Annotated in this window: 13 protein-coding genes and 4 pseudogenes; 10 read left to right on the top strand and 7 right to left on the bottom strand. The window is 44.2% G+C overall.

Annotated elements, in window-relative coordinates; all coding sequences use genetic code 11:
• Positions 1-217: 217 nt before the first annotated feature.
• From J5O05_RS07750 to tldD, 9 genes and pseudogenes are all read left to right on the top strand, one after another.
• Positions 218-2233 carry a formylglycine-generating enzyme family protein gene (locus J5O05_RS07750; RefSeq protein WP_208844291.1) on the top strand — a complete coding sequence of 672 codons (2016 nt, stop codon included), beginning with the start codon at positions 218-220 and terminating at the stop codon, positions 2231-2233.
• A 76-nt stretch (positions 2234-2309) separates the two neighbouring features.
• On the top strand, positions 2310-3353 hold the full coding sequence (locus J5O05_RS07745) for a rod shape-determining protein (protein ID WP_208844290.1): 1044 nt from the start codon (positions 2310-2312) through the stop codon (positions 3351-3353).
• Complete coding sequence (mreC, locus tag J5O05_RS07740; RefSeq protein WP_208844289.1) at positions 3353-4186, top strand: rod shape-determining protein MreC; 834 nt, start codon at positions 3353-3355, stop codon at positions 4184-4186. Before J5O05_RS07745 ends, mreC begins: the two co-directional genes overlap by 1 nt.
• Complete coding sequence (gene mreD, locus J5O05_RS07735) at positions 4183-4659, top strand: rod shape-determining protein MreD (protein ID WP_208844288.1); 477 nt, start codon at positions 4183-4185, stop codon at positions 4657-4659. Before mreC ends, mreD begins: the two co-directional genes overlap by 4 nt.
• A complete protein-coding gene (locus J5O05_RS07730) occupies positions 4659-5234 on the top strand; it encodes a Maf family protein (protein ID WP_208844287.1) in 576 nt (191 codons plus the stop codon). The genes mreD and J5O05_RS07730 overlap by 1 nt, the downstream gene beginning before the upstream one ends.
• Positions 5231-6704, top strand: a pseudogene (gene rng / locus J5O05_RS07725) (ribonuclease G). The gene J5O05_RS07730 and the pseudogene rng overlap by 4 nt, the downstream one beginning before the upstream one ends.
• 14 nt (positions 6705-6718) lie before the next feature.
• Positions 6719-10573, top strand: coding sequence for a YhdP family protein (locus J5O05_RS07720; RefSeq protein ID WP_208844286.1), 3855 nt, complete (start codon positions 6719-6721; stop codon positions 10571-10573).
• Positions 10570-11389: pseudogene (locus J5O05_RS07715) on the top strand (carbon-nitrogen hydrolase family protein). Before J5O05_RS07720 ends, J5O05_RS07715 begins: the two are co-directional and overlap by 4 nt.
• Positions 11386-12825, top strand: coding sequence for a metalloprotease TldD (tldD, locus tag J5O05_RS07710; protein WP_208844285.1), 1440 nt, complete (start codon positions 11386-11388; stop codon positions 12823-12825). Before J5O05_RS07715 ends, tldD begins: the two are co-directional and overlap by 4 nt.
• Positions 12826-12887: 62 nt before the next feature.
• Here tldD and yjgA read toward each other — a convergent pair whose 3' ends face one another.
• The gene (gene yjgA / locus J5O05_RS07705; protein ID WP_208844284.1) at positions 12888-13415 is read right to left on the bottom strand and encodes a ribosome biogenesis factor YjgA; all 528 of its coding nucleotides are present in this window, start codon (positions 13413-13415) and stop codon (positions 12888-12890) included.
• A 179-nt stretch (positions 13416-13594) separates the two neighbouring features.
• Between yjgA and pmbA the strand changes: the two genes are divergently transcribed.
• The gene (gene pmbA, locus J5O05_RS07700; RefSeq protein WP_208844283.1) at positions 13595-14944 is read left to right on the top strand and encodes a metalloprotease PmbA; all 1350 of its coding nucleotides are present in this window, start codon (positions 13595-13597) and stop codon (positions 14942-14944) included.
• 21 nt (positions 14945-14965) lie between these two features.
• Here the strand turns inward: pmbA and mgtE are convergent.
• The 6 genes and pseudogenes from mgtE to J5O05_RS07670 form a co-directional block, all read right to left on the bottom strand.
• Positions 14966-16328: pseudogene (gene mgtE, locus J5O05_RS07695) on the bottom strand (magnesium transporter).
• A gap of 119 nt (positions 16329-16447) precedes the next feature.
• Positions 16448-16720: an HPr family phosphocarrier protein gene (locus J5O05_RS07690; RefSeq protein ID WP_208844282.1), complete on the bottom strand. Its 273-nt coding sequence runs from the start codon at positions 16718-16720 to the stop codon at positions 16448-16450.
• Positions 16710-17564 carry an RNase adapter RapZ gene (rapZ, locus tag J5O05_RS07685; protein WP_208844281.1) on the bottom strand — a complete coding sequence of 285 codons (855 nt, stop codon included), beginning with the start codon at positions 17562-17564 and terminating at the stop codon, positions 16710-16712. Before rapZ ends, J5O05_RS07690 begins: the two co-directional genes overlap by 11 nt.
• A gap of 14 nt (positions 17565-17578) precedes the next feature.
• On the bottom strand, positions 17579-18025 hold the full coding sequence (gene ptsN, locus J5O05_RS07680) for a PTS IIA-like nitrogen regulatory protein PtsN (RefSeq protein ID WP_208844280.1): 447 nt from the start codon (positions 18023-18025) through the stop codon (positions 17579-17581).
• A 2-nt stretch (positions 18026-18027) separates the two neighbouring features.
• Entirely contained in the window at positions 18028-18315 is a 288-nt protein-coding gene (gene hpf, locus J5O05_RS07675; RefSeq protein WP_208844279.1) for a ribosome hibernation promoting factor, read from the bottom strand.
• A gap of 29 nt (positions 18316-18344) precedes the next feature.
• Positions 18345-19860, bottom strand: a pseudogene (locus J5O05_RS07670) (RNA polymerase factor sigma-54).

Below are 19860 nucleotides of genomic sequence, written 5' to 3'. Positions count from 1 at the left end.
TGTTAATTTTTATAAAGTCTCAGCGGAAGTTTAGCAAAATAAACGTGCATAAATGTGGAAAATTTCCCGACAAAACTGGTCAGACGTAGGCTAATGGTTGTAAACTCAGATATTAATTGTGCAAAGCTTGTGTTTTAGGCGTTAAGTACATAGCATAAAGCCCTAATTATAAAAAATAACAATGACCAAATAATTGCCGCTTTTGGGAATGGAAACTATGCGAATTGCTCCTTTATCTCTTTTCGTGACTGCAGCATTGCTGGCGACTAGTGCCTTTGCTCAGGACACTGCCACAGTGAATGCAATCGAGTCTGAATTAACAGCTAAACAAGCTGAATTAGACAATTTTACCACGGTGTTGGATAAGCATATTGCTGAAGAAACCCGTTTACAAAGCCAATTAGGCTTGCTCAGAAAGCGTTCTACAGAGCTTGAAAAAGAGAAAAATCAAGCGCTTGATGCAATGAACGAAATGTATCGTCGTATGATTGACGATCCAAATCTAGATATCTCTGCGGCACAAACGAGATACCAGCAATCAGTAGCAACCCACAAACAGAACAAAGATGACATTGCGATGCAACTGGCGGCAATTGCGGCGCAACGTAAAGAAATTGAGCAAATTCGAGTAGCAAAACATACGCTAGTCAACACTTTAGAGAATCTAAAAGATCAACTTAGCACGGCTCGAGTTGAGCGTCTTCGTAATGAATTTACACGCGAAGGTACGTTAGAAGTTGAACACACTATAAATTGTAAACGTACTGAAACCTTGGCCGCGTGTGAGCAACGAGGCCAGCAGTTAGGTCTACAAAAAGCAACAAAGCGATTTATCGATCAAATCTTTGCTAACCTGACGGAACAACGAGTTGTAGAGCCAAAACGCAACATTGCCGGTGCACAAGTTCAAGTGATGAGCAGCCATGTAGTGAACAGTGCTTTCAGTGGCCAAGGTAACTACACCGTCAATTTGAGTGTCACCATGCGTGGCGATGTAAACGGCAGTCGACTGTGTGGTTTACTGAACATCGACAATCGATTCTGTTCAGAATATGGCCAGCCACTTGCAATTGGTTATCAATCACTTTACCCGACGACCTACAGCGATGCTCAGCTCAGTTTCCCTGAAGACGCACCTGTTGCCCCCGCTTCAAACACCTCAGATACCGTGAGCGTTGCAAAAATGGAGGTGGCACCCATTGTCGAAACTTCACTAAAAAAGTCTGAACCTCTACCTGAAAAAAAAACGACGGTAGAGTTTACAGTTCGATCTAATGTTTTCGATGATGAAGTGTTTATTAATGGGGTGAGTTACGGCTCTACTAAGCTTGTCACAAGCCTTGCTCCGGGAATGTATTCTCTCGAAGTAAGAAAACTCGGTTATGAAACCTATTCAGCACAAGTCGATTTACGTAAAGCACGTACATTGAATGTTAAACTATTAAAAAAACCTGAGTTGATTGCAGCTCCCACACCAAAAAAAGTTGAGCCAATTGTCGCCACAGCGGACAACACACCTAAAAATCAAACGGTTGTGATCCCTGCAGGTAAGTTCATGATGGGCGATTTGACAGGCAATGGACTGGCAAATGAACGTCCAGTTGTTGAAAAAGTGCTTAGTCATTCATTTTCTATGCAAAGTACAGAAGTTACAGTAGCGCAATTTCGTCAATTTATTGAGCGTTCAAGCTTTGTAACCGATGCGGAGAAAGGCCGAGGTTGTGCGCACTACAAAAATGGTGAACCAGTTTGGGACATTGATTACAACTGGAAAAATCCAGGTTACGAGCAAAAAGATTCCTTTCCAGTTGTTTGCGTTTCATATGAAGATGCAAAGGCGTTTGCGGATTGGCTAACGGCTGAATCGGGTGAACAATATCGTTTACCAAACGAAGTTGAGTGGGAATACGCCGCGCGTGCAGGTTCAAGTGCCGAGTACCCGTGGGGTAATGAAATTGGTCGCAATCTAGCAAACTGTGGTTGGTGTGGCAGCGAGTGGTCGAATATAAGCCCTTCTCCCGTCAGTGAGTTTTCACCCAACGCTTATGGGTTATATGATACGGTTGGTAATGTTTGGGAGTGGACGCAAAAGCGTGCATCGCAAGAAGACGTTACGGTCCGAGGCGGAGCATGGAATTTCGCGCCAAGCTTAGCACGTGTTTCAACTCGCTTAACGCTTGCGCCTGATTTCAGAGCGAATTACATCGGCTTTAGGTTGATAAAAGAAAGATAAAAACACTTGTTTTTCGACAGGGTAGGAAGGCAACGAAAGTTGCCAATGGTTAAGAATTCAAAGGTTGTTCAGCCTCATGTTTAAAAAATTACGCGGATTATTTTCGAACGATTTGTCGATTGACCTTGGTACGGCAAACACACTTATTTATGTAAAAGAAGAAGGCATTGTACTCAATGAGCCTTCCGTAGTTGCAATCCGTCAAGAACGTGCGGGTGGCCCGAAATCGGTAGCTGCGGTAGGTACCGTCGCGAAACAAATGCTGGGTCGTACACCAGGCAATATCAAAGCGATCCGTCCGATGAAAGACGGTGTCATAGCTGACTTTTACGTCACTGAAAAAATGTTGCAGCACTTCATCAAACAAGTGCATAACAATAACTTTATGCGTCCAAGTCCACGAGTACTCATTTGTGTACCATGTGGTGCAACGCAAGTAGAAAAACGTGCTATCCGTGAATCAGCTATGGGTGCGGGTGCAAGAGAAGTTTACCTAATCGAAGAACCAATGGCAGCCGCGATTGGCGCAGGTTTACCAGTGTCAGAAGCAACAGGCTCTATGGTTGTTGATATTGGTGGTGGTACCACGGAAGTGGCAATTATTTCCCTGAACGGTATTGTGTATTCCTCTTCAGTTCGTATTGGCGGTGATAAGTTTGACGAAGCGATTATCAACTACGTGCGTCGTAATTTCGGTAGTTTGATTGGTGAAGCAACCGCTGAACACATCAAACATGAAATCGGTTCTGCTTGGAAAAGTGAGACACCAATCGAGATTGAAGTACGTGGTCGCAATTTAGCTGAAGGTGTACCTCGTTCATTCATTCTTAATTCGCATGAGATCTTAGATGCATTGCAAGAGCCATTAATGGGGATTGTGAGTGCGGTTCGCGTGGCGCTTGAGCAATCTCCACCGGAACTTGCGTCAGATATTTCCGCACACGGTATGGTACTCACGGGCGGTGGTGCGTTGTTGAAAGATCTTGACCGACTGCTAATGGAAGAAACGGGTATTCCGGTCGTTATCGCTGATGATCCACTGACTTGCGTTGCAAGAGGTGGCGGTAAAGCGCTAGAAATGATAGATATGCACGGTGGCGACGTATTTAGCTACGACTGATGAATCTATTATTTGGCCGAACAATCTCTTTACAACTGCGACTGTCTGTCGCAGTTGTGCTTAGTATTGCACTCATTGTTGGTGACCGTTACACCGTAGGTGGCTCAATGGTCCGAACAGGGTTGAATACGCTAGTTAGTCCCTTGTTATACCTTGCTAATGTGCCTTATGAGCTTCTTAACTTAAGTGTGCAAAATCTACAAACGAAAGAACAATTACGTCTTGAAAACGAACAGCTGAAGGAAAAACAGCTGATGCAAGGCGAGCAATTGCAGCAGTTGGCGTTCTTACTCAAAGAAAATAAAGAATTGCGGGCGCTGCTAGGTTCATCGGCACGAGAAGCTAATCGACGCTTAATTGCGCAAGTGCTATCTGTTCACTCTAATCCTTATAGTCATCAAGTCGTGATCAACCGTGGTACTGTAGATGGTGCTTTCGAAGGTCAGCCTGTGATCGACGAAATGGGCATAGTGGGTCAGCTCTTAAAAGTAGGCACAACGACTTCCCGAGTGATCTTAATGACGGACACTACCCACGCGACGCCGGTTCGTATCTTACGTAATGATGTCCGAACGGTGGTAGAAGGTATCGGTAAGCTTGATAAAATGCGTTTGTCTCATGTACCTCATAGCCTTGATATCCGCATTGGTGACGTACTGGTCACATCAGGACTCGGTGGCACCTTCCCTGAAGGATACCCCGTTGCCGTGGTGACGGAAATTAACCGTGATGAAGGACGTCCGTTTGCACAGGTCTATGCTGAGCCTGTTGCTCAGTTAGATCGTATTCGCCTGTTGGTGCTCTTGTGGAAACAACGAGAGGGGCAGCCATGAAGTCGGCTCATTTTTTAATTTCCGTGTCCGTGTTTGCAGCTTTAGTTATGGCGCTGATGCCATTGCCGCTATCCTTTGAACCGTTTCGTCCCGATTGGGTGCTGCTGGTGCTGATGTATTGGTCACTCGCTGTGCCGCATCGTGTCAATCTAGGATGGGCCTGGATCACCGGTTTGATTATGGATTTAGCCATGGGTTCAACACTTGGTGTGAATTCATTGACGTATTCGGTTTGTATATATATTACCGCTAGCAATTATCAGAAAATTCGCAACTTTTCAATTTGGCAGCAAGCGGTGCTTATTGGGTTGTTCTTAACGCTTTATCATTTACTGCAATTCTGGCTCAATCATTTTTTAATGGATATCTTTTTTAATCCGCAATATTTGTGGCCTGCAGGGGTGGGTATGCTTTGTTGGCCTTGGGTCTTTTTGTTATTAAGAAAATACCGTCGTCATTTTAGGATCCGTTAATGGCTCGAAAAATCTATTTAGCGTCAGCTTCACCTCGTCGTCGAGAGCTTGTGGAGCAACTTGGCTATCAATTTGAACAATTCTCCGTAGATGCCGATGAAAGTTTACTTGATTCTGAATCCCCTCGCGAATACGTTGAACGTTTAGCTCGTTTGAAGGCCGAATCAGGTGTTGCGCTTGGTTACACGAGTTACCCTGTACTTGGTAGCGACACCTCTGTTGTTGTGGACGGACAAATTCTTGGGAAACCTGAGAGTTATGAAGACTTTCAACGTATGATGACGCTGCTATCTGGCCGCACCCATGAAGTATTAACTGGTATTGCATTTGCGACTAAGCATTCAACTATCAGTGACGTTGTAGTGACTCAAGTCACGTTCAAAGCATTGACCGAAGCCGAGGTTGAGTCTTACTGGCAAACAGGTGAGCCTGCGGATAAAGCCGGTGGATATGGAATTCAGGGGTTTGGCGGCCGATTTGTCACCAATCTCGAAGGTAGCTATTTTGCGGTGATGGGCTTACCTTTATATGAAACGGATAGGCTGTTAACACGTTTTTTAGCGGAGGCGAAATGAGTAGTGAACTACTGATAAACGTCACACCCAGTGAGTGCCGAGTCGCTTTAATCGAGAATGGGGTGTTACAAGAGGTTCAAGTTGAGCGTCAGGGAAATCTGGGTATTGTCGGCAATATTTATCTAGGCAAAGTAAGCCGTGTGTTACCAGGTATGCAAGCCGCATTTGTCGATATTGGGCTTGAGAAAGCCGCATTTCTTCATGCATCAGATATTGTGAACAGTGCGTCTTTCGAAGAAGGCGTGGATGAACAACCTGTAAAAAAAGTGCAGGACATTCGAGAGCTCGTAAAGCAAGGCCAGTTCATTATGGTACAGGTGGTGAAAGATCCACTCGGTACCAAAGGGACTCGATTAACTACGGACATTACTATCCCGTCTCGCTATCTTGTATTTATGCCAGACGCGACGCATGTCGGTGTAAGTCAACGTATCGAAACTGAAGAGGAACGAGGTCGACTCAAAGAAATCGTTCAGGCCTACAATGACGAACAAGGTGGCTTCATTGTGCGCACAGCGGCAGAAGGTGCGACCGAAGCAGAACTCCAACACGATGCTGAGTTTTTGAAAAAAGTATGGACTAAAATCGTCGCAAAACGCAGAAAAACAAGTAAAGCAACGATTTTACATAAAGACCTTACTCTCGCGTTTAGAACCCTTCGGGATTACGTCGGTGAAGATATGGAGCGGATCCGTGTTGATTCTAAATTGACGTATCAAGAGCTGACGCAATTTACAGAAGAATTCGTACCGCAACTGGCAAATGCGTTGGAATATTATCCGGGTGAACGACCAATCTTCGATTTGTTTGATGTTGAAAATGAAATTCAGAAAGCACTCCACCGCAAAGTGGAATTGAAATCAGGCGGCTATCTAATCATCGATCAAACAGAAGCGATGACGACGGTAGATGTCAATACGGGGGCATTTGTTGGTCATCGAAATTTAGAAGAAACCATCTTTAATACCAACGTAGAAGCTACATCGGCGATTGCACGTCAGCTTAGGTTAAGAAATCTAGGTGGTATCATCATTATTGATTTTATCGATATGATTTCGGAAGAACACAAACGTCGTGTATTGCACTCTTTAGATGTTGCGTTGTCAAAGGATAGAGCAAAAGCGAACATTACTGGCCTGTCTGCGCTTGGATTGGTTGAAATGACGCGTAAGCGTACTCGTGAGAGCCTCGAACATATTTTGTGTGATACGTGTCCGGTGTGTTCCGGACGTGGGTCTTTGAAAACGGTGAAGACAGTTTGCTACGAAATATTAAGAGAGATCATGCGTGTGAATCGTGCGTACGATGCGGATAAGTTCATGGTGTATGCCTCTCCAGCGGTGAGCGAAGCCTTGTTGAACGATGAATACCATAATCTCGCAGAGCTCGAGGCTCTTTATAAGTAAGCAAGTGGTTGTTCAAACCGAGAGCTTATACAGCCAAGAACAATTTGATGTCGTTATGATGTAAGTGATTTTGAGAGCATGAAGTTTAGAACCATATCGTTTTATTTACTGCGCAAAGTGTGGCAGCTATTCGCTGTTACGCTTGTGCTGCTTGCGGTGGTTGTTTCTGCTCTCAAATACTCTTTGCCGTACGCTAATGACTATAAGCAAGACATCGAAACGTTGTTGTTTGATGAGTTCGGGGTCGATATTGCTATTGGTTCTATTTCTGCAAGTTGGCAGGGCAATGGCCCTGCATTGGTCTTGGAGGGTTTGTCCTTTGCTGATAACCAGACTTCGCCAATTGCACTTGATATTGAAAACACCAGTTTACATATTAACCTTGTCGAGTCGGTTAAGACTTGGCAACTTAAATCCAATTACTTTGTTTTATCCGGCCTTTCGGCCAACATAGATGCGAGCCGATTCAATTCTGGCAATGGGGAATTTGAACAACAATCCCTTCTTGAAAGCCTTTTCTTGGGTGAGACAGGCCATTTTGAAGTCAAAGACAGCCAGCTCCAAATCAAACTACCAGATGGGAAAAAACGGACGTTATTGGTCGATAGTTTGCTTTGGCAAAACCAGCCTGAACAACATCGAGGCTATGGTAAAATTGCAATTCCGGGAATTTCGGAAGGTGAGTTTACAGCTAACTTAGCACTACATGGCCGCACCTTTGGTGACGTGGCTGGTGATATCTACTTTTCAGCACAAGGTGTTGATGCGGCAACGTGGTTAGGGCCTTGGCTAGATAAAAATAAGCAGCAGGTTAGTACCGACCTTAACGCGACGGCTTGGTTATCGGTGAATTCGGGTCGTTTTTCCACCGCTTTGATGCAATGGCAGCCGAGTTATATTCACTGGCAGCAAGATAATATTGCTCAGGAATTGAGTTTAGATGCGGGTGAAGCGCAAGTTTTCTTTGACCAGAATCAAGGGTGGGATGTCGCAGCATCGGCTTGGCATTTTAGTCATGGAGGCCGCGATTATCCTGCGATTGAATGGCAAGCAAGTCAAAAGCAAGGGAAATTAGACATTTGGCTTAAGTCACTCAGCCTATCACTAGTCAGTGAGTTATTAGACTTCTCAAATCAAGAATCAATCAAAAATACCTTAGCCTTTCAACCGCAAGGAATGGTTTCTGCCGCGAAAATTGAGTGGCAGGACAAAACAAATTGGCAAGCTTATGGTTCGGTTGAGGAATTAGGTTGGCAAAATAGGGATGGTGTGCCTGGCGCGCAAGCGTTATCCGCTGAGATTTTTGCTGTGCCTGAGCGTATTCGACTGGCGGTAAACGGTGAGAACAACCATCTATTGACTGGTAATGTGTTTAGTAAAGCGATGGCTTACGAGCAATTACATGCCGTTATTGAAGCAAGGCAAAGTAGCGAAGGGTGGTCATTGCAAAGTGATGATATTTGGTTTGCAAATAATGAACTGAATTTGGCGGCTGAATGGCGAATGGACCTATTTGGCGAGCAGTTATTTTCACTCTATGCCGAACTGACTGGGGGCGATGGAAAAAATGCCTCTCAGTATTTTCCCATTCCTGTCATGGATGCAAATCTTATCGCTTACTTAAAAGGTGCTATCAAGTCAGGTCAACATCAGCGCTCTCAGATATTACTCAATGGCAATTTAAGTGATTTTCCTTTCTCGGATAATAGTGGGCAGTTTGAAGTTAAATCTGAACTCAATCAGGTTGAATTTGCGTTTGCGCCAGATTGGCCTGCGATTACGAACGCTCAGGTTGAGCTAGATTTTACCGATGAGAAGATGACGATTTTGGCGAAAGATGGGCAATTACTCAATCAAACGATTCATCAACCAGTCACTGTATACATCAATGATTTAATGCATGCCGATCACTTGTATGTAGACATAAAAACCACCACAGAGTCATCAACGCTGCCTCGTTTTTTTTCGCAAACGCCATTAGCAAAACATTTAGATCCCGTATTTGAAGTGATTAAGCCACAAGGTAACGTAAGTGGCGATGTATTGCTAACTGTCGACTTGCGCTCTAGTCATGTGAATGCGGTGGGTAATGTGGATTTTCTCAGTAATACCTTAGAGATAACTCAGCCGGGCATGTCTTTAACCAATGTTTCTGGACGCCTCGACTTTAGTGACGAAAACTTATCAATTTCTGAATTGAGTGGGTTGTGGCGAACGATGCCCATTGTAGTTTCATTAGATGCTCAAACCAAGCAACAAGACTACGTGGTTGCAATTCAAAGTGGGTTGTCAGCTAACCACGAAGAGCTGGACCAAGTAACGAGTGGACTTACCCAAAAGTTTGTTACCGGTGAGACAGAGATCAAGACTGACATAACACTGAACTTTTCACCGACAGGGTTTCATTACACCGCGAAAGCAACGTCAGACCTAAAAGGAATGGCCATTTCATTACCTGAGCCTTACACCAAACGTAGCGATCAAACACAGGCACTTTCTGTGTCGATACAAGGCGACGACATCTCAAATTTAATTACGGCTCAATTGAATAATCAACTGTATTTCAATGGCATTTTAGACAATGCGACAGGCAAAATCAGTAATGCCAATATTGTGGTGGGTAACAAGAATCAAGGGTTGTCAGATGAAGGTCTAGTTGTTTCGGTGAATCAGCCATCATTACAGTTAGAACCATGGTTCCCATTTTTAAAACGATTGATTGACGTTAGTTCAAAACCAAGTGAGCAGGGAATTCTACCGTCACTTACTCGAGTTAATGGCGATTTTAATCAGTTGGATATTGGGCCGCTGCCCTTTAGTGAAGCGCAGTTTGTTCTCAAGCCCGACCCAGATGGTTATGGCGCAACAATAACGGCAAAAGAGTTGCGCGCAAAAGCCACATTGCCGCCGAGTGGCTCTTCAAGACCAATCGGCGTGTTGATTGATTATTTACGTTTACTACCAAAAGAAAATACGACAGAACAACAAGATACGGTTGAGAATTTAGAGTGGTTGACGCACATTCCCGCCGTAGAAGCACAATGTCTAGATTGTAAAATAAAAGGGTATCAACTCGATAAAGTCAGCCTATCGTTATTTGGCGATGGAAAAAATTTGATGATCCCTGAATTGGTTGTTGATAAGAAAGAACATGTTTTGCGTGGTGAAGCAAAGTGGAGCCAAGGCGTATCTGAGTTTAAAGGGAAACTTGAGAGTAAGGATGTGGGGTCATTGTTCGATGAGTTTGATATTACCACTACGGTAAAAGACTCTACGGCGGACGTTAACTTTGCATTGAATTGGCAAGGAGCACCGTATCACGTCGACCTTAATAGTTTAGGTGGAGAAGTGAAATGGCGTCTTGGCGAGGGGCATCTTACCGAAGTCAGTGATGGAGGTGCGCGAGTATTCTCATTGCTCAGCCTTGATTCACTAGTCAGAAAACTCAAACTCGACTTTCGTGATGTGTTTTCAAAAGGCTTTTTCTACAATCAAATAACTGGCTCAATGCAAATAAAGTCAGGGATTGCTTACACTCAAGATACAAAAATGGATGGCGTTCCAGCGGACCTTACCATAAAGGGATACGCGAATTTAGCCACGAGAGAGATAGAATATGATTTATCCGTTGCGCCTCAAGTAACATCGAGTTTACCCGTTATTGTTGCTTGGATGGTTAATCCGGTATCAGGGTTGGCTGCGCTCGCTTTAGATAAAGTCGTACACTCTGCTCGAGTTATATCTGAAATTAAGTTTAAGGTTTCGGGGACAATGGATGAGCCGCATGTGACTGAAATTGATAGGAAAAGTCGCGAGGTGGAATTACCACAAGCCGCACAGAGTCAGCCACCAGAGGAACAGAACGATCCAGCAATCGAGCAACAACAAGATGCAATGGACATGTCGGAACAAACTCAGGGTATTTCATTATGAGTAAGTTAGTTTTTGCGTTACAAATGAACGCCACATGTAATGCTCAAGAAAACATTGATTTTATTGATGAGCAAATTAGTGCGTTGAATTTACAAGAACCAGCACTGATTTGTTTGCCAGAAGCTTGTTTGGCCTTTTGTCGAAACGTTGCCGAGAACCAACAGCTCGCGACTGAACATGAAACGTGGTTAAAGACATTTGGAAAACTGTGTCAGCGTCACAATGTTTGGTTGGCGATTGGTAGTATGCCTGTTCCAGCGCCAGATGGCCGCTATTACGCCGCGTCTATTTTGCTCAATAATGATGGGCAGATTGTCGGCGACTACCATAAATTGCATTTGTTTGATGTAACAGTAGCCGATGGTACAGGTAACTATCATGAATCTAAAGGCACCGCTCCTGGTCAGCATATCCAAGTACTGAAGACACCATTTGGGAAAATTGGTCTCAGTATTTGCTATGACATGCGCTTTCCGAGTTTATTTCAACAGCTACGTGCTTTAGGTGCCGAAATCATCCTAGTCCCAAGCGCGTTTACCACGGTGACGGGCGAGGCTCATTGGCATGTATTATTACGTTCTCGAGCAATTGAAACACAATGTTATGTGATTGCTGCCGCGCAAGTTGGCTTGCATGAAAATGGTCGTCAAACTTATGGGCACACTTTGATAGTCTCCCCATGGGGAAATGTTGTCAGTGAGACTCGGTTCAGGTGTCGGAATGATACAGGCTGAGCTAGACTTTGATAAGTTACAAGAAATCCGCCAAGCCATGCCCTTGGTTAATCACAACCGATTTTTAGAGCAGTTAGTATGAATCAAGTAGAACAGCATTTATTAGCGGACAGTCAGCTCACTCGCGAGCAACTTGCACAAACATTGTCATACATTCATCAACATAGTGTTGATTATGCGGACCTCTATTTTCAATCGAGCTACAACGAAACTTGGGTGCTCGAAGATGGTTTAATTAAAGAAGGCACGTACAACATTGAGCGCGGAGTCGGAGTTCGAGCGGTCAGTGGAGAAAAAACTGGTTTCTCGTACTCAGATGCAATCAACATGGAAGCGCTTAATAAAGCGGCTGAAGCAGCAAGAAGTATTGCCCAAGCTGGCGAAGAGAAACGTATTCAGGTATTTAGCCAAGTTACAGCTCCTGAGCAATTTGCACCAAGACAGCCGATCACAAGCATGACAGACGATGAAAAAGTGCTGTTGCTACGAGAAGTCGAACAGGCAATTCGAGAATTAGCACCAGACGCAGAGCAAGTCGTCAGTTCGATGTCAGCGGTTTATGAAGAAGTACTGATAGCGGCGAGCGATGGTACATTTGCGACAGATATTCGTCCTTTAGTGCGGTTAAATTGTTCTGTGCTACTCAACCGCAATGGTCGCAGAGAACGAGGTAGTGCAGGTGGCGGAGCGCGATTAGATTATGGCTATTTCCGCGAGCTACAAGATGGAAAGCCTCGCTGGTTTGGCTATGTTAAAGAGGCGGTACGTCAAGCTGAAGTGAATTTAGAAGCCATAGACGCGCCAGCGGGTACGATGCCAGTGGTTTTAGGTTCAGGGTGGCCTGGCGTGCTACTTCATGAAGCGGTTGGACATGGTTTAGAAGGGGACTTTAACCGCAAAGGTGCTTCAGCGTTTAGTGGGCGAATCGGCGAGAAAGTCGCATCTTCACTTTGCACCGTGGTGGATGATGGCACTCTTGTCGATCGCCGAGGATCACTCAATGTCGATGATGAGGGAACGCCTGCTGGTTACAACGTACTCATTGAAAATGGCATCCTGAAAGGGTACATGCAAGACAAGCTCAATGCTCGACTCATGGGGGTTAACCCGACGGGCAATGCTCGTAGAGAATCCTATGCGCACCTGCCTATGCCACGTATGACGAACACTTACATGTTGCCAGGTCAACACAGCCAAGAAGAAATCATTTCTACAGTGAAAAAAGGGATTTTTGCGAGCAATTTTGGTGGTGGTCAGGTTGATATTACATCGGGTAAATTTGTTTTCTCTGCATCAGAGGCCTACTTAATTGAAGATGGCAAAGTAACTCGTCCAATCAAAGGAGCAACGCTGATTGGCAATGGTCCGGATGTTATGCAGAAAATTTCGATGGTAGGGAATGATTTGCAATTAGACAAAGGCGTTGGAGTTTGCGGCAAAGATGGCCAAAGTGTTCCCGTTGGCGTTGGGCAGCCAAGTTTGAAAATTGATGAAATCACGGTCGGTGGAACCGCTTAACGACTAACTGAAAACCCCGCTCTCGCGGGGTTTTTAGTTAGAATATCTCACAGTCATTTGCCCTACGGCATAATGACTTCTTTGATGTACTGAAACAGTTCTTTGTAGCCTTTTGCTGGTTTTTCCGCTGCCGCTTCTTTTTTCGCTTGGCGAATTAACTGACGCAATTTTTGGCGTTCGAGCGAGGGATATTTATCTAACAATTCATTCGCTTTTTCGTCGCCAGTTGAAATTAATTCGTTGCGAATACGCTCAATTTTGTTCATCAACACGTCTGCTTGATTGTTCTTATTTAAAAGTAAATCAATCATCGCTTGGATATCAGGAACATTATCGGTTTCACGTAATGTTTTTGATATGTAACTCATATGGCGGCGTAAAGCTTCATGTTTACCTTGAAGTTTGTCGGCTAAAGCCATTGCTTCAACAAGCGCTGGAGACAAAGGTAACTTCTCTCGTTGCTTCTTACTTAAACCAACAATATCAACACCCAGTTGAAACAGTTCTTGTGCATCGCGCTTTAATTCGCTTTTTGAAACGTAGATGATCTCTTCTTCGACTTCAAACGGATCGGGACGTTTTCTCGCCATGATAAATTGCCAAATAGAATACTTATTGGCAAGTATACCAAACCCATTACCACTTTGCTTCTGTGTTGTAGAAATGTCGGCTTTAAATACTCTAGGTAAAATCTTATTTGTTGTTCCTAAGGCCGAAATGAGAGATGTGTGGTAGCATTAAAAGAGAAAGTTTAAATATGGAATATGCCATGAACCAAACACGAAACGCGCCTATTTATCAACGTATTGAAGAAGTTAAACAAGCTGTATCCGAAGCGTTGGACTATGCAACCTCATTGGGCGCAACTGCGGCAGAAGCCGCAATGTCGAGCACCTCAGGTTTGTCTGTGAGCACTCGTTTGGGCGAAGTGGATACCATCGAATTTAATCAAGATGGTGGGTTAGGCATATCCGTTTACGTAGGCAACCATAAAGGTTCAGCTTCTACTGCCGATTTAAGTCCTTCTGCGCTTAAATCGGTGGTAAAAAAGGCTGTTGAAATAGCGAAATATACGTCTGATGATCCTTGTAACGGTCTGGCGGATAAAGCGCTGATGGCGTTTGACTATCCTGATTTAGATTTGTTTCATCCAGAAGATATATCGCCTGAGCAAGGTATCGCGCTATGTCAGCAAGCTGAAAAAGCAGCGCTTGATTTCGATTCACGTATTGTGAACTCTGACGGGGCGAGTTTTTCAAGTCATCAAGGGCTTCGCGTCTATGGAAATACGCACGGCTTTCTGGCCGGTTTTCCTCGTACACGGCATTCTTTAAGTACGATGGTGATAGGCAAAGAAGGTGACATGATGCAGCGTGATTCTGCATACACAATTTCTCGCGTGTTTTCTGAACTAAAGCAAGCGGCTGATGTTGGTGTGGAGGCGGCAGAGTCAACGCTTGCGAAGCTTAACAGTCGTCAAGTTGCGACCCAGAAAGTCCCTGTGATTTTCCGTGCAGACATCGCCAATAGCTTGTTTGGACATTTAGTGAATGCCATAGGCGGTGGCGCGCTTTACCGTAAATCGAGCTTCTTACTTGATAGTTTAGGTACTCAAGTTTTTAGCTCATGCGTTTCTGTTTCTGAACGTCCACATATGCTTAGAGCATTAGCCTCAAGCCCGTTTGATAGCGAAGGCGTCAGAACCTCAGACAGAGAAGTATTAGTGGCTGGAGAGCTACAAACCTACCTGCTTGCTAGTTACGCGGCGAAAAAGCTCGGGATGCAGGCGACTGGGCATGCAGGTGGTACTCACAACTGGTTAGTTCATCCAACGGAAGGCGGGCTAGACAGCTTGTTGAAATCAATGGGTAAGGGATTATTAGTGACAGAATTAATGGGCCACGGTGCAAATACGGTAACTGGCGATTATTCTCGGGGTGCTGCGGGTTTTTGGGTAGAAAATGGCGAAATCCAATTCCCTGTGAGTGAAATTACCATTGCGGGTAATCTTAAAGAAATGTTCAAAAACATTGTCGCGATTGGTAATGACATTGAGAAACGCGGCTCAGTACAGACTGGTTCGATTTTAATTTCAGAAATGCAAATCGCAGGTCAGTAACACGCCGAATTTGGTAGACGTTTAGTCTACCAAAATCCACGTAGCAGTACCTAAGAAGGCGAAAATACCCACAATATCGGTCACGGTTGTTAAGACCACGCTACCAGCAAGAGCGGGGTCAATGTGTAAACGTTTTAGGATAAGCGGAATACTTGCCCCAGCAATACCAGCCGCGACTAAATTCATAAACATCGCAAAGGCGATTACGGCGCCAAGTTTAAAATCCCATTGCCAAACGGCGATAACACCCGCAATAAGTACAGACCAAAGCAAACCATTCAAAGCCCCAATCGCCAGTTCTTTACCTAAAATAAACCGTTGGTTGGCGCTGTTAACGTGTCCTAATGCAATACCGCGAATGACCAGTGTCAATGTCTGACTCCCTGCAACACCACCCATACTCGGTACGATGCCATTGAGAACCGCAAGGATTGGGAGAATGTCTAACGTACCTTCAAAAAAGCTTGCAACAAATGCAGCAAGCAATGCAGTTAGCAAGTTAATACCAAGCCAGATCGAACGGCGTTGGCTGGACTTCATGACGGGCGCAAAAGTATCTTCTTCGTCATCAAGACCCGCCATACTCATTAAACTGTGCTCTGCATCTTCACGGATAACATCGACGATATCATCAATCGTAATACGACCTAGGAGATGTTTGTTGTCATCAACAACGGGCGCTGAAATCCAATTGTGACGCTCGAACAACTGTGCAACTTCGCTTTCATCCATGGAGATAGGAATGGCCTCTTTTTCAAGATCCATGAGATCCCGGACAATTTTATCCGGCGAATTGGTGAGCAGCACACTCAGCGGCAATGAGCCTAAGAAGCAATTATCTTTATCGACAACATACAAGTCATCTGTACCGTCAGGTAGCTCTCCTTTCAGCCTTAGATACCGTAACACAACATCAAGCGATACATCCGGACGAATAGTCACGGTATCGCTGTTCATCAACGCACCCGCAGTACGCTCCTGATAGGATAGGGCTTGCGTTGCACGTTCACGGTCAATCGCATCCATTGCGCCTAATACATCTTGATAGACAGGCTCGGGTAAGCTTCGAAGTACTTCACCTAAGTCATCGTCGTCCATGTCTTCCGTTGCTGCGGCGATGAGTCTCAGGCTCCATCTGAGCGATGATGCCAAGACGCACGTCTTCAGAGAGTTCTTCAAGGATGTCGCCTTGAATATCAGGGTCAACTAATTGCCAAAGTTGTGTACGAACTTTATGTGGAGAAGATTCAAGTAATAGGGCGGAGTCGCAAGGTGCCGTTTCGGCAAGCATACGTCGAACCTGAACAAACTGCCCACTGTTAAGCGCTTTTGTGACTTGTTTTAATTGCTGCAGTGTGTAGTCTTGCTCGAAGGTTTCCGGCATAGGCGTTCCTTGATTGTACGGTTAAATGAATGTGCTAAGCACAAAAAGGAGGCCTCTAGTATAAGTGTAACGAATTAACTCACGCTTACCAAGCCGGATTTAAGGAGAAAATCAGCAACTTATTCAGATTCATGGAAACGATCGTCGATAAGTTCCCCTATTGCATCCAAAGCAGGTTCCGCATCGGGTCCTTCACAAATAACTTTAATTTCTTTGCCTTGGCTGCTTTCGAGTAACATTAATGCGAGAACACTATCGCCTTCTGCCATTTTATCGTCCTGATACAGCGTAATTTGTGCATCGAACTGCATGGCTAGTTGCGCTAAAACCGTGGCTGCGCGCGCATGTAAACCTAGTTTATTTTTAATTAAAAACGTGTTCTCAACTCGCATGATTGGGTTGCTCTCTATGGCGAATTTTTACGTTGCTGTGCATGGTTTGGAAACTTTCACCAATCGTTTGGGCAAGATACACGGAACGATGTTGGCCACCTGTACATCCAATAGCAATGGTGAGATAGCTGCGGTTATTGCGCTCTAAATGTGGCAGCCACGTTTGTACAAACGTCTGAATTTGCCATGTGAATTTTTGCACAATACTGTGGTTGGCGAGATAATCTTTTACGGGTTGATCGAGGCCGGTCAACGGTTTTAATTCAGGTTCCCAATGCGGATTTGGCAAGAAACGAGCATCAAAAACGTAATCCGCTTCTTTTGGAATTCCATGTTTGAAGCCAAATGACATAAAGGTAATGATGAGCGTTTTATCTTTCTTACCTAAGATTTTCTCTCTAATCGTCTCTGCAAGTTGATGTACGCTCATGTCTGTTGTATCGATGAGAACATCTGCTCGATTGATGATAACGTCTAATAATACTTTCTCTTGCGCAATAGCCATATCCAGTGGAAGACTGTTGATTGAAAGAGGGTGAAGTCGGCGAGTTTCAGAAAATCGGCGAATTAACGTATGATCATCACTGTCTAAATAAAATAAGGTTGGTTTAGCAAACTGCGGTAAGTATTCGAAGATTTCATTAAATTCTTGTTGTTCTTTTGGTAGGTTACGGACGTCAATGCTTACTGCCACTTTGTCATAGTTATCGGCAGATATACGCACAAGAGAAGGTAATAAATTAACAGGAATATTATCTACGCAATAAAACCCTAAGTCTTCTAAGACTCTTAATGCAACTGACTTTCCGGATCCAGAGCGACCACTGATAATTATAAGTTCCATTTTACCACCTCTACTTAGCTATCCAGTACCTCAAACAATTCTTCATCTGTTTGTGCATGTCGTAAACGACGACAGTATTCTTTGTCCCTAAGTTTATCAGCGATAGTGGCTAAGGTCTTTAGATGTGATTGATGTTCCCCTTCTGGTACGATCAGTCCAACAAATACGTCGACTGGACGATTGTCTATTGCATCGTAATCAATCGCTTCTTGGTTCGTAAGGATCATGACGAGCGGCTTTTCTATACCGATTAAACGCCCATGCGGAAGAGCAACACCTTTACCAATTCCTGTGCTTCCCAGTTTTTCTCGAGCAAGCAGAGCATCAAGGATTTCATGCTGATCTACTTCTGGAAGCTGCTGTTGTGCTAATTCACTAAGATATTCTAGAACGCGCTTTTTACTAGTAAAAAGGACTGCAGCTTTCGTGCAGTCCTTTGAAATGAGTTCGCTAAGTTTCATTGTTAGTGTCGAGTCATCTTTTCTTTATGTTTTATTACTTGACGGTCCAACTTATCCAAGAGTAAATCGATGGCCGCGTACATGTCCTGGTGTTCCGTTGATGCAAAGAGTTCCCCACCATTTACATGTAGAGTTGCTTCTGCTTTATGCGTGAGTTTTTCAACATCTAATATAACGTGAACATTATTGATGTGATCAAAATGTCGCTCCAGCTTCGCAAACTTACTGTTTACATAGTCTCTTAAAGAATCTGTGATTTCTACGTGACGACCAGTTAGATTTAGTTGCATAAGCATTTTTCCTTCTTGAGTTTTACGTCTTAGATCAGGCTTTTACGCTGATTTGACGGTGGTATAGCCAAAGACTCGCGATATTTTGCAATCGTGCGTCTCGCCACTTGAATTCCTTGTTCCGCTAAAATATCCGCAATTTTGCTATCACTCAATGGTTTAGCTGCATTTTCTGCGGCAATTAGCTTTTTAATGAGCGCTCGTATCGCAGTGGATGAGCACTCACCTCCGTTTTCGGTACTAACATGACTTGAGAAGAAGTATTTCAGTTCAAAAATGCCGCGAGGTGTATGCATGTATTTTTGTGTTGTAACACGTGAAATGGTGGATTCGTGCATTTCGACCATCTCAGCGACATCATTTAACACCATTGGACGCATGGCTTCAGGGCCATGTTCAAAAAAGGCCTGCTGCTGTTTTACGATGCAGTTAGCCACTTTCATTAGCGTCTCGTTACGACTTTCTAAACTTTTAATAAACCATTTGGCTTCTTGCAGGTGAGAGCGAATAAACTGACTATCACTTGAAGAGCGAACGGAACGACTCATTGCTGCGTATTGATCGTTAACACGGATCTTTGGCATGCAATCAGGATTTAATTCAACAACCCAACGGCCTTTGACCTTTTTCACTGATACATCTGGCACCACGTACTCTGGTTCTTCATGGATCACTGAGGCTGCAGGTTTAGGATTAAGGCTATGAATTAGCGTCATGACTTCTTTTAAATCACTTTCTTTAAGCTTAGTCTTTTTCATTAAAGTGCGATAGTCACGACTTGCTAAAAGCTCAATGTGTTCATTAAGTATTTGTTTTGTCTCAGCTAACCATGGCGTTGATGAATCATATTGGTTTAGTTGGATACAGAGACATTCTTGTAAGCTTCGAGCCGCGATACCAATAGGATCAAAGAGTTGAACTCGCTTTAATACGGCTTCGACTTCATCAAGCTCAATGGGCTTCTTCTTCATCGCTACCTTCATTCAGACTGTCAACTATGTCTTGTGTTGAAACGGTGAGCGTACCTGACTCATCTACGGCCTCAACAATGGCAACCGCAATGGCACGATCAGTTGGTGAAAATGGGGTGAGTTCAAGTTGCCACATGAGATATTCATGAAGCGTTTCGGTCGTTTCGCCTTGATAAACCATGTCATCGTCAGGCATTGGTCCTGACGAGGCGGCTGGAGCCGCACTCATATATTCATCCCAAGTTACGTCCATTGCCAGTTCGTCACTGACCGTGTCTTTATTTAGTGCGTCACCGGATTCCATTTCATAGTCAGTGACTTGTTCTTCGAAGTCATTGGCTGGTTCTGATGAGCTGGTTTCTTGAGATGAGGCATAATCGAAGTCGTCATCTTGTTGGTTATTTTCAGGACTATTTTCCTGATCATCGACTTCTAATAAAGGATTGCTGTCCAGCGCTTCTTGAATTTCTTGCTGAAGATCTAGCGTGCTCAACTGCAACAAGCGTATTGCTTGCTGCAATTGTGGTGTCATTGTCAGTTGCTGCCCCATGCGGAGCTGTAATGATTGCCTCAT

The organism is Pseudoalteromonas xiamenensis (assembly GCF_017638925.1).
Classification (GTDB): domain Bacteria; phylum Pseudomonadota; class Gammaproteobacteria; order Enterobacterales; family Alteromonadaceae; genus Pseudoalteromonas; species Pseudoalteromonas xiamenensis.
Note: the sequence above shows the minus strand (reverse complement) of the source record. Positions and strands in the feature narration are given on the sequence as shown.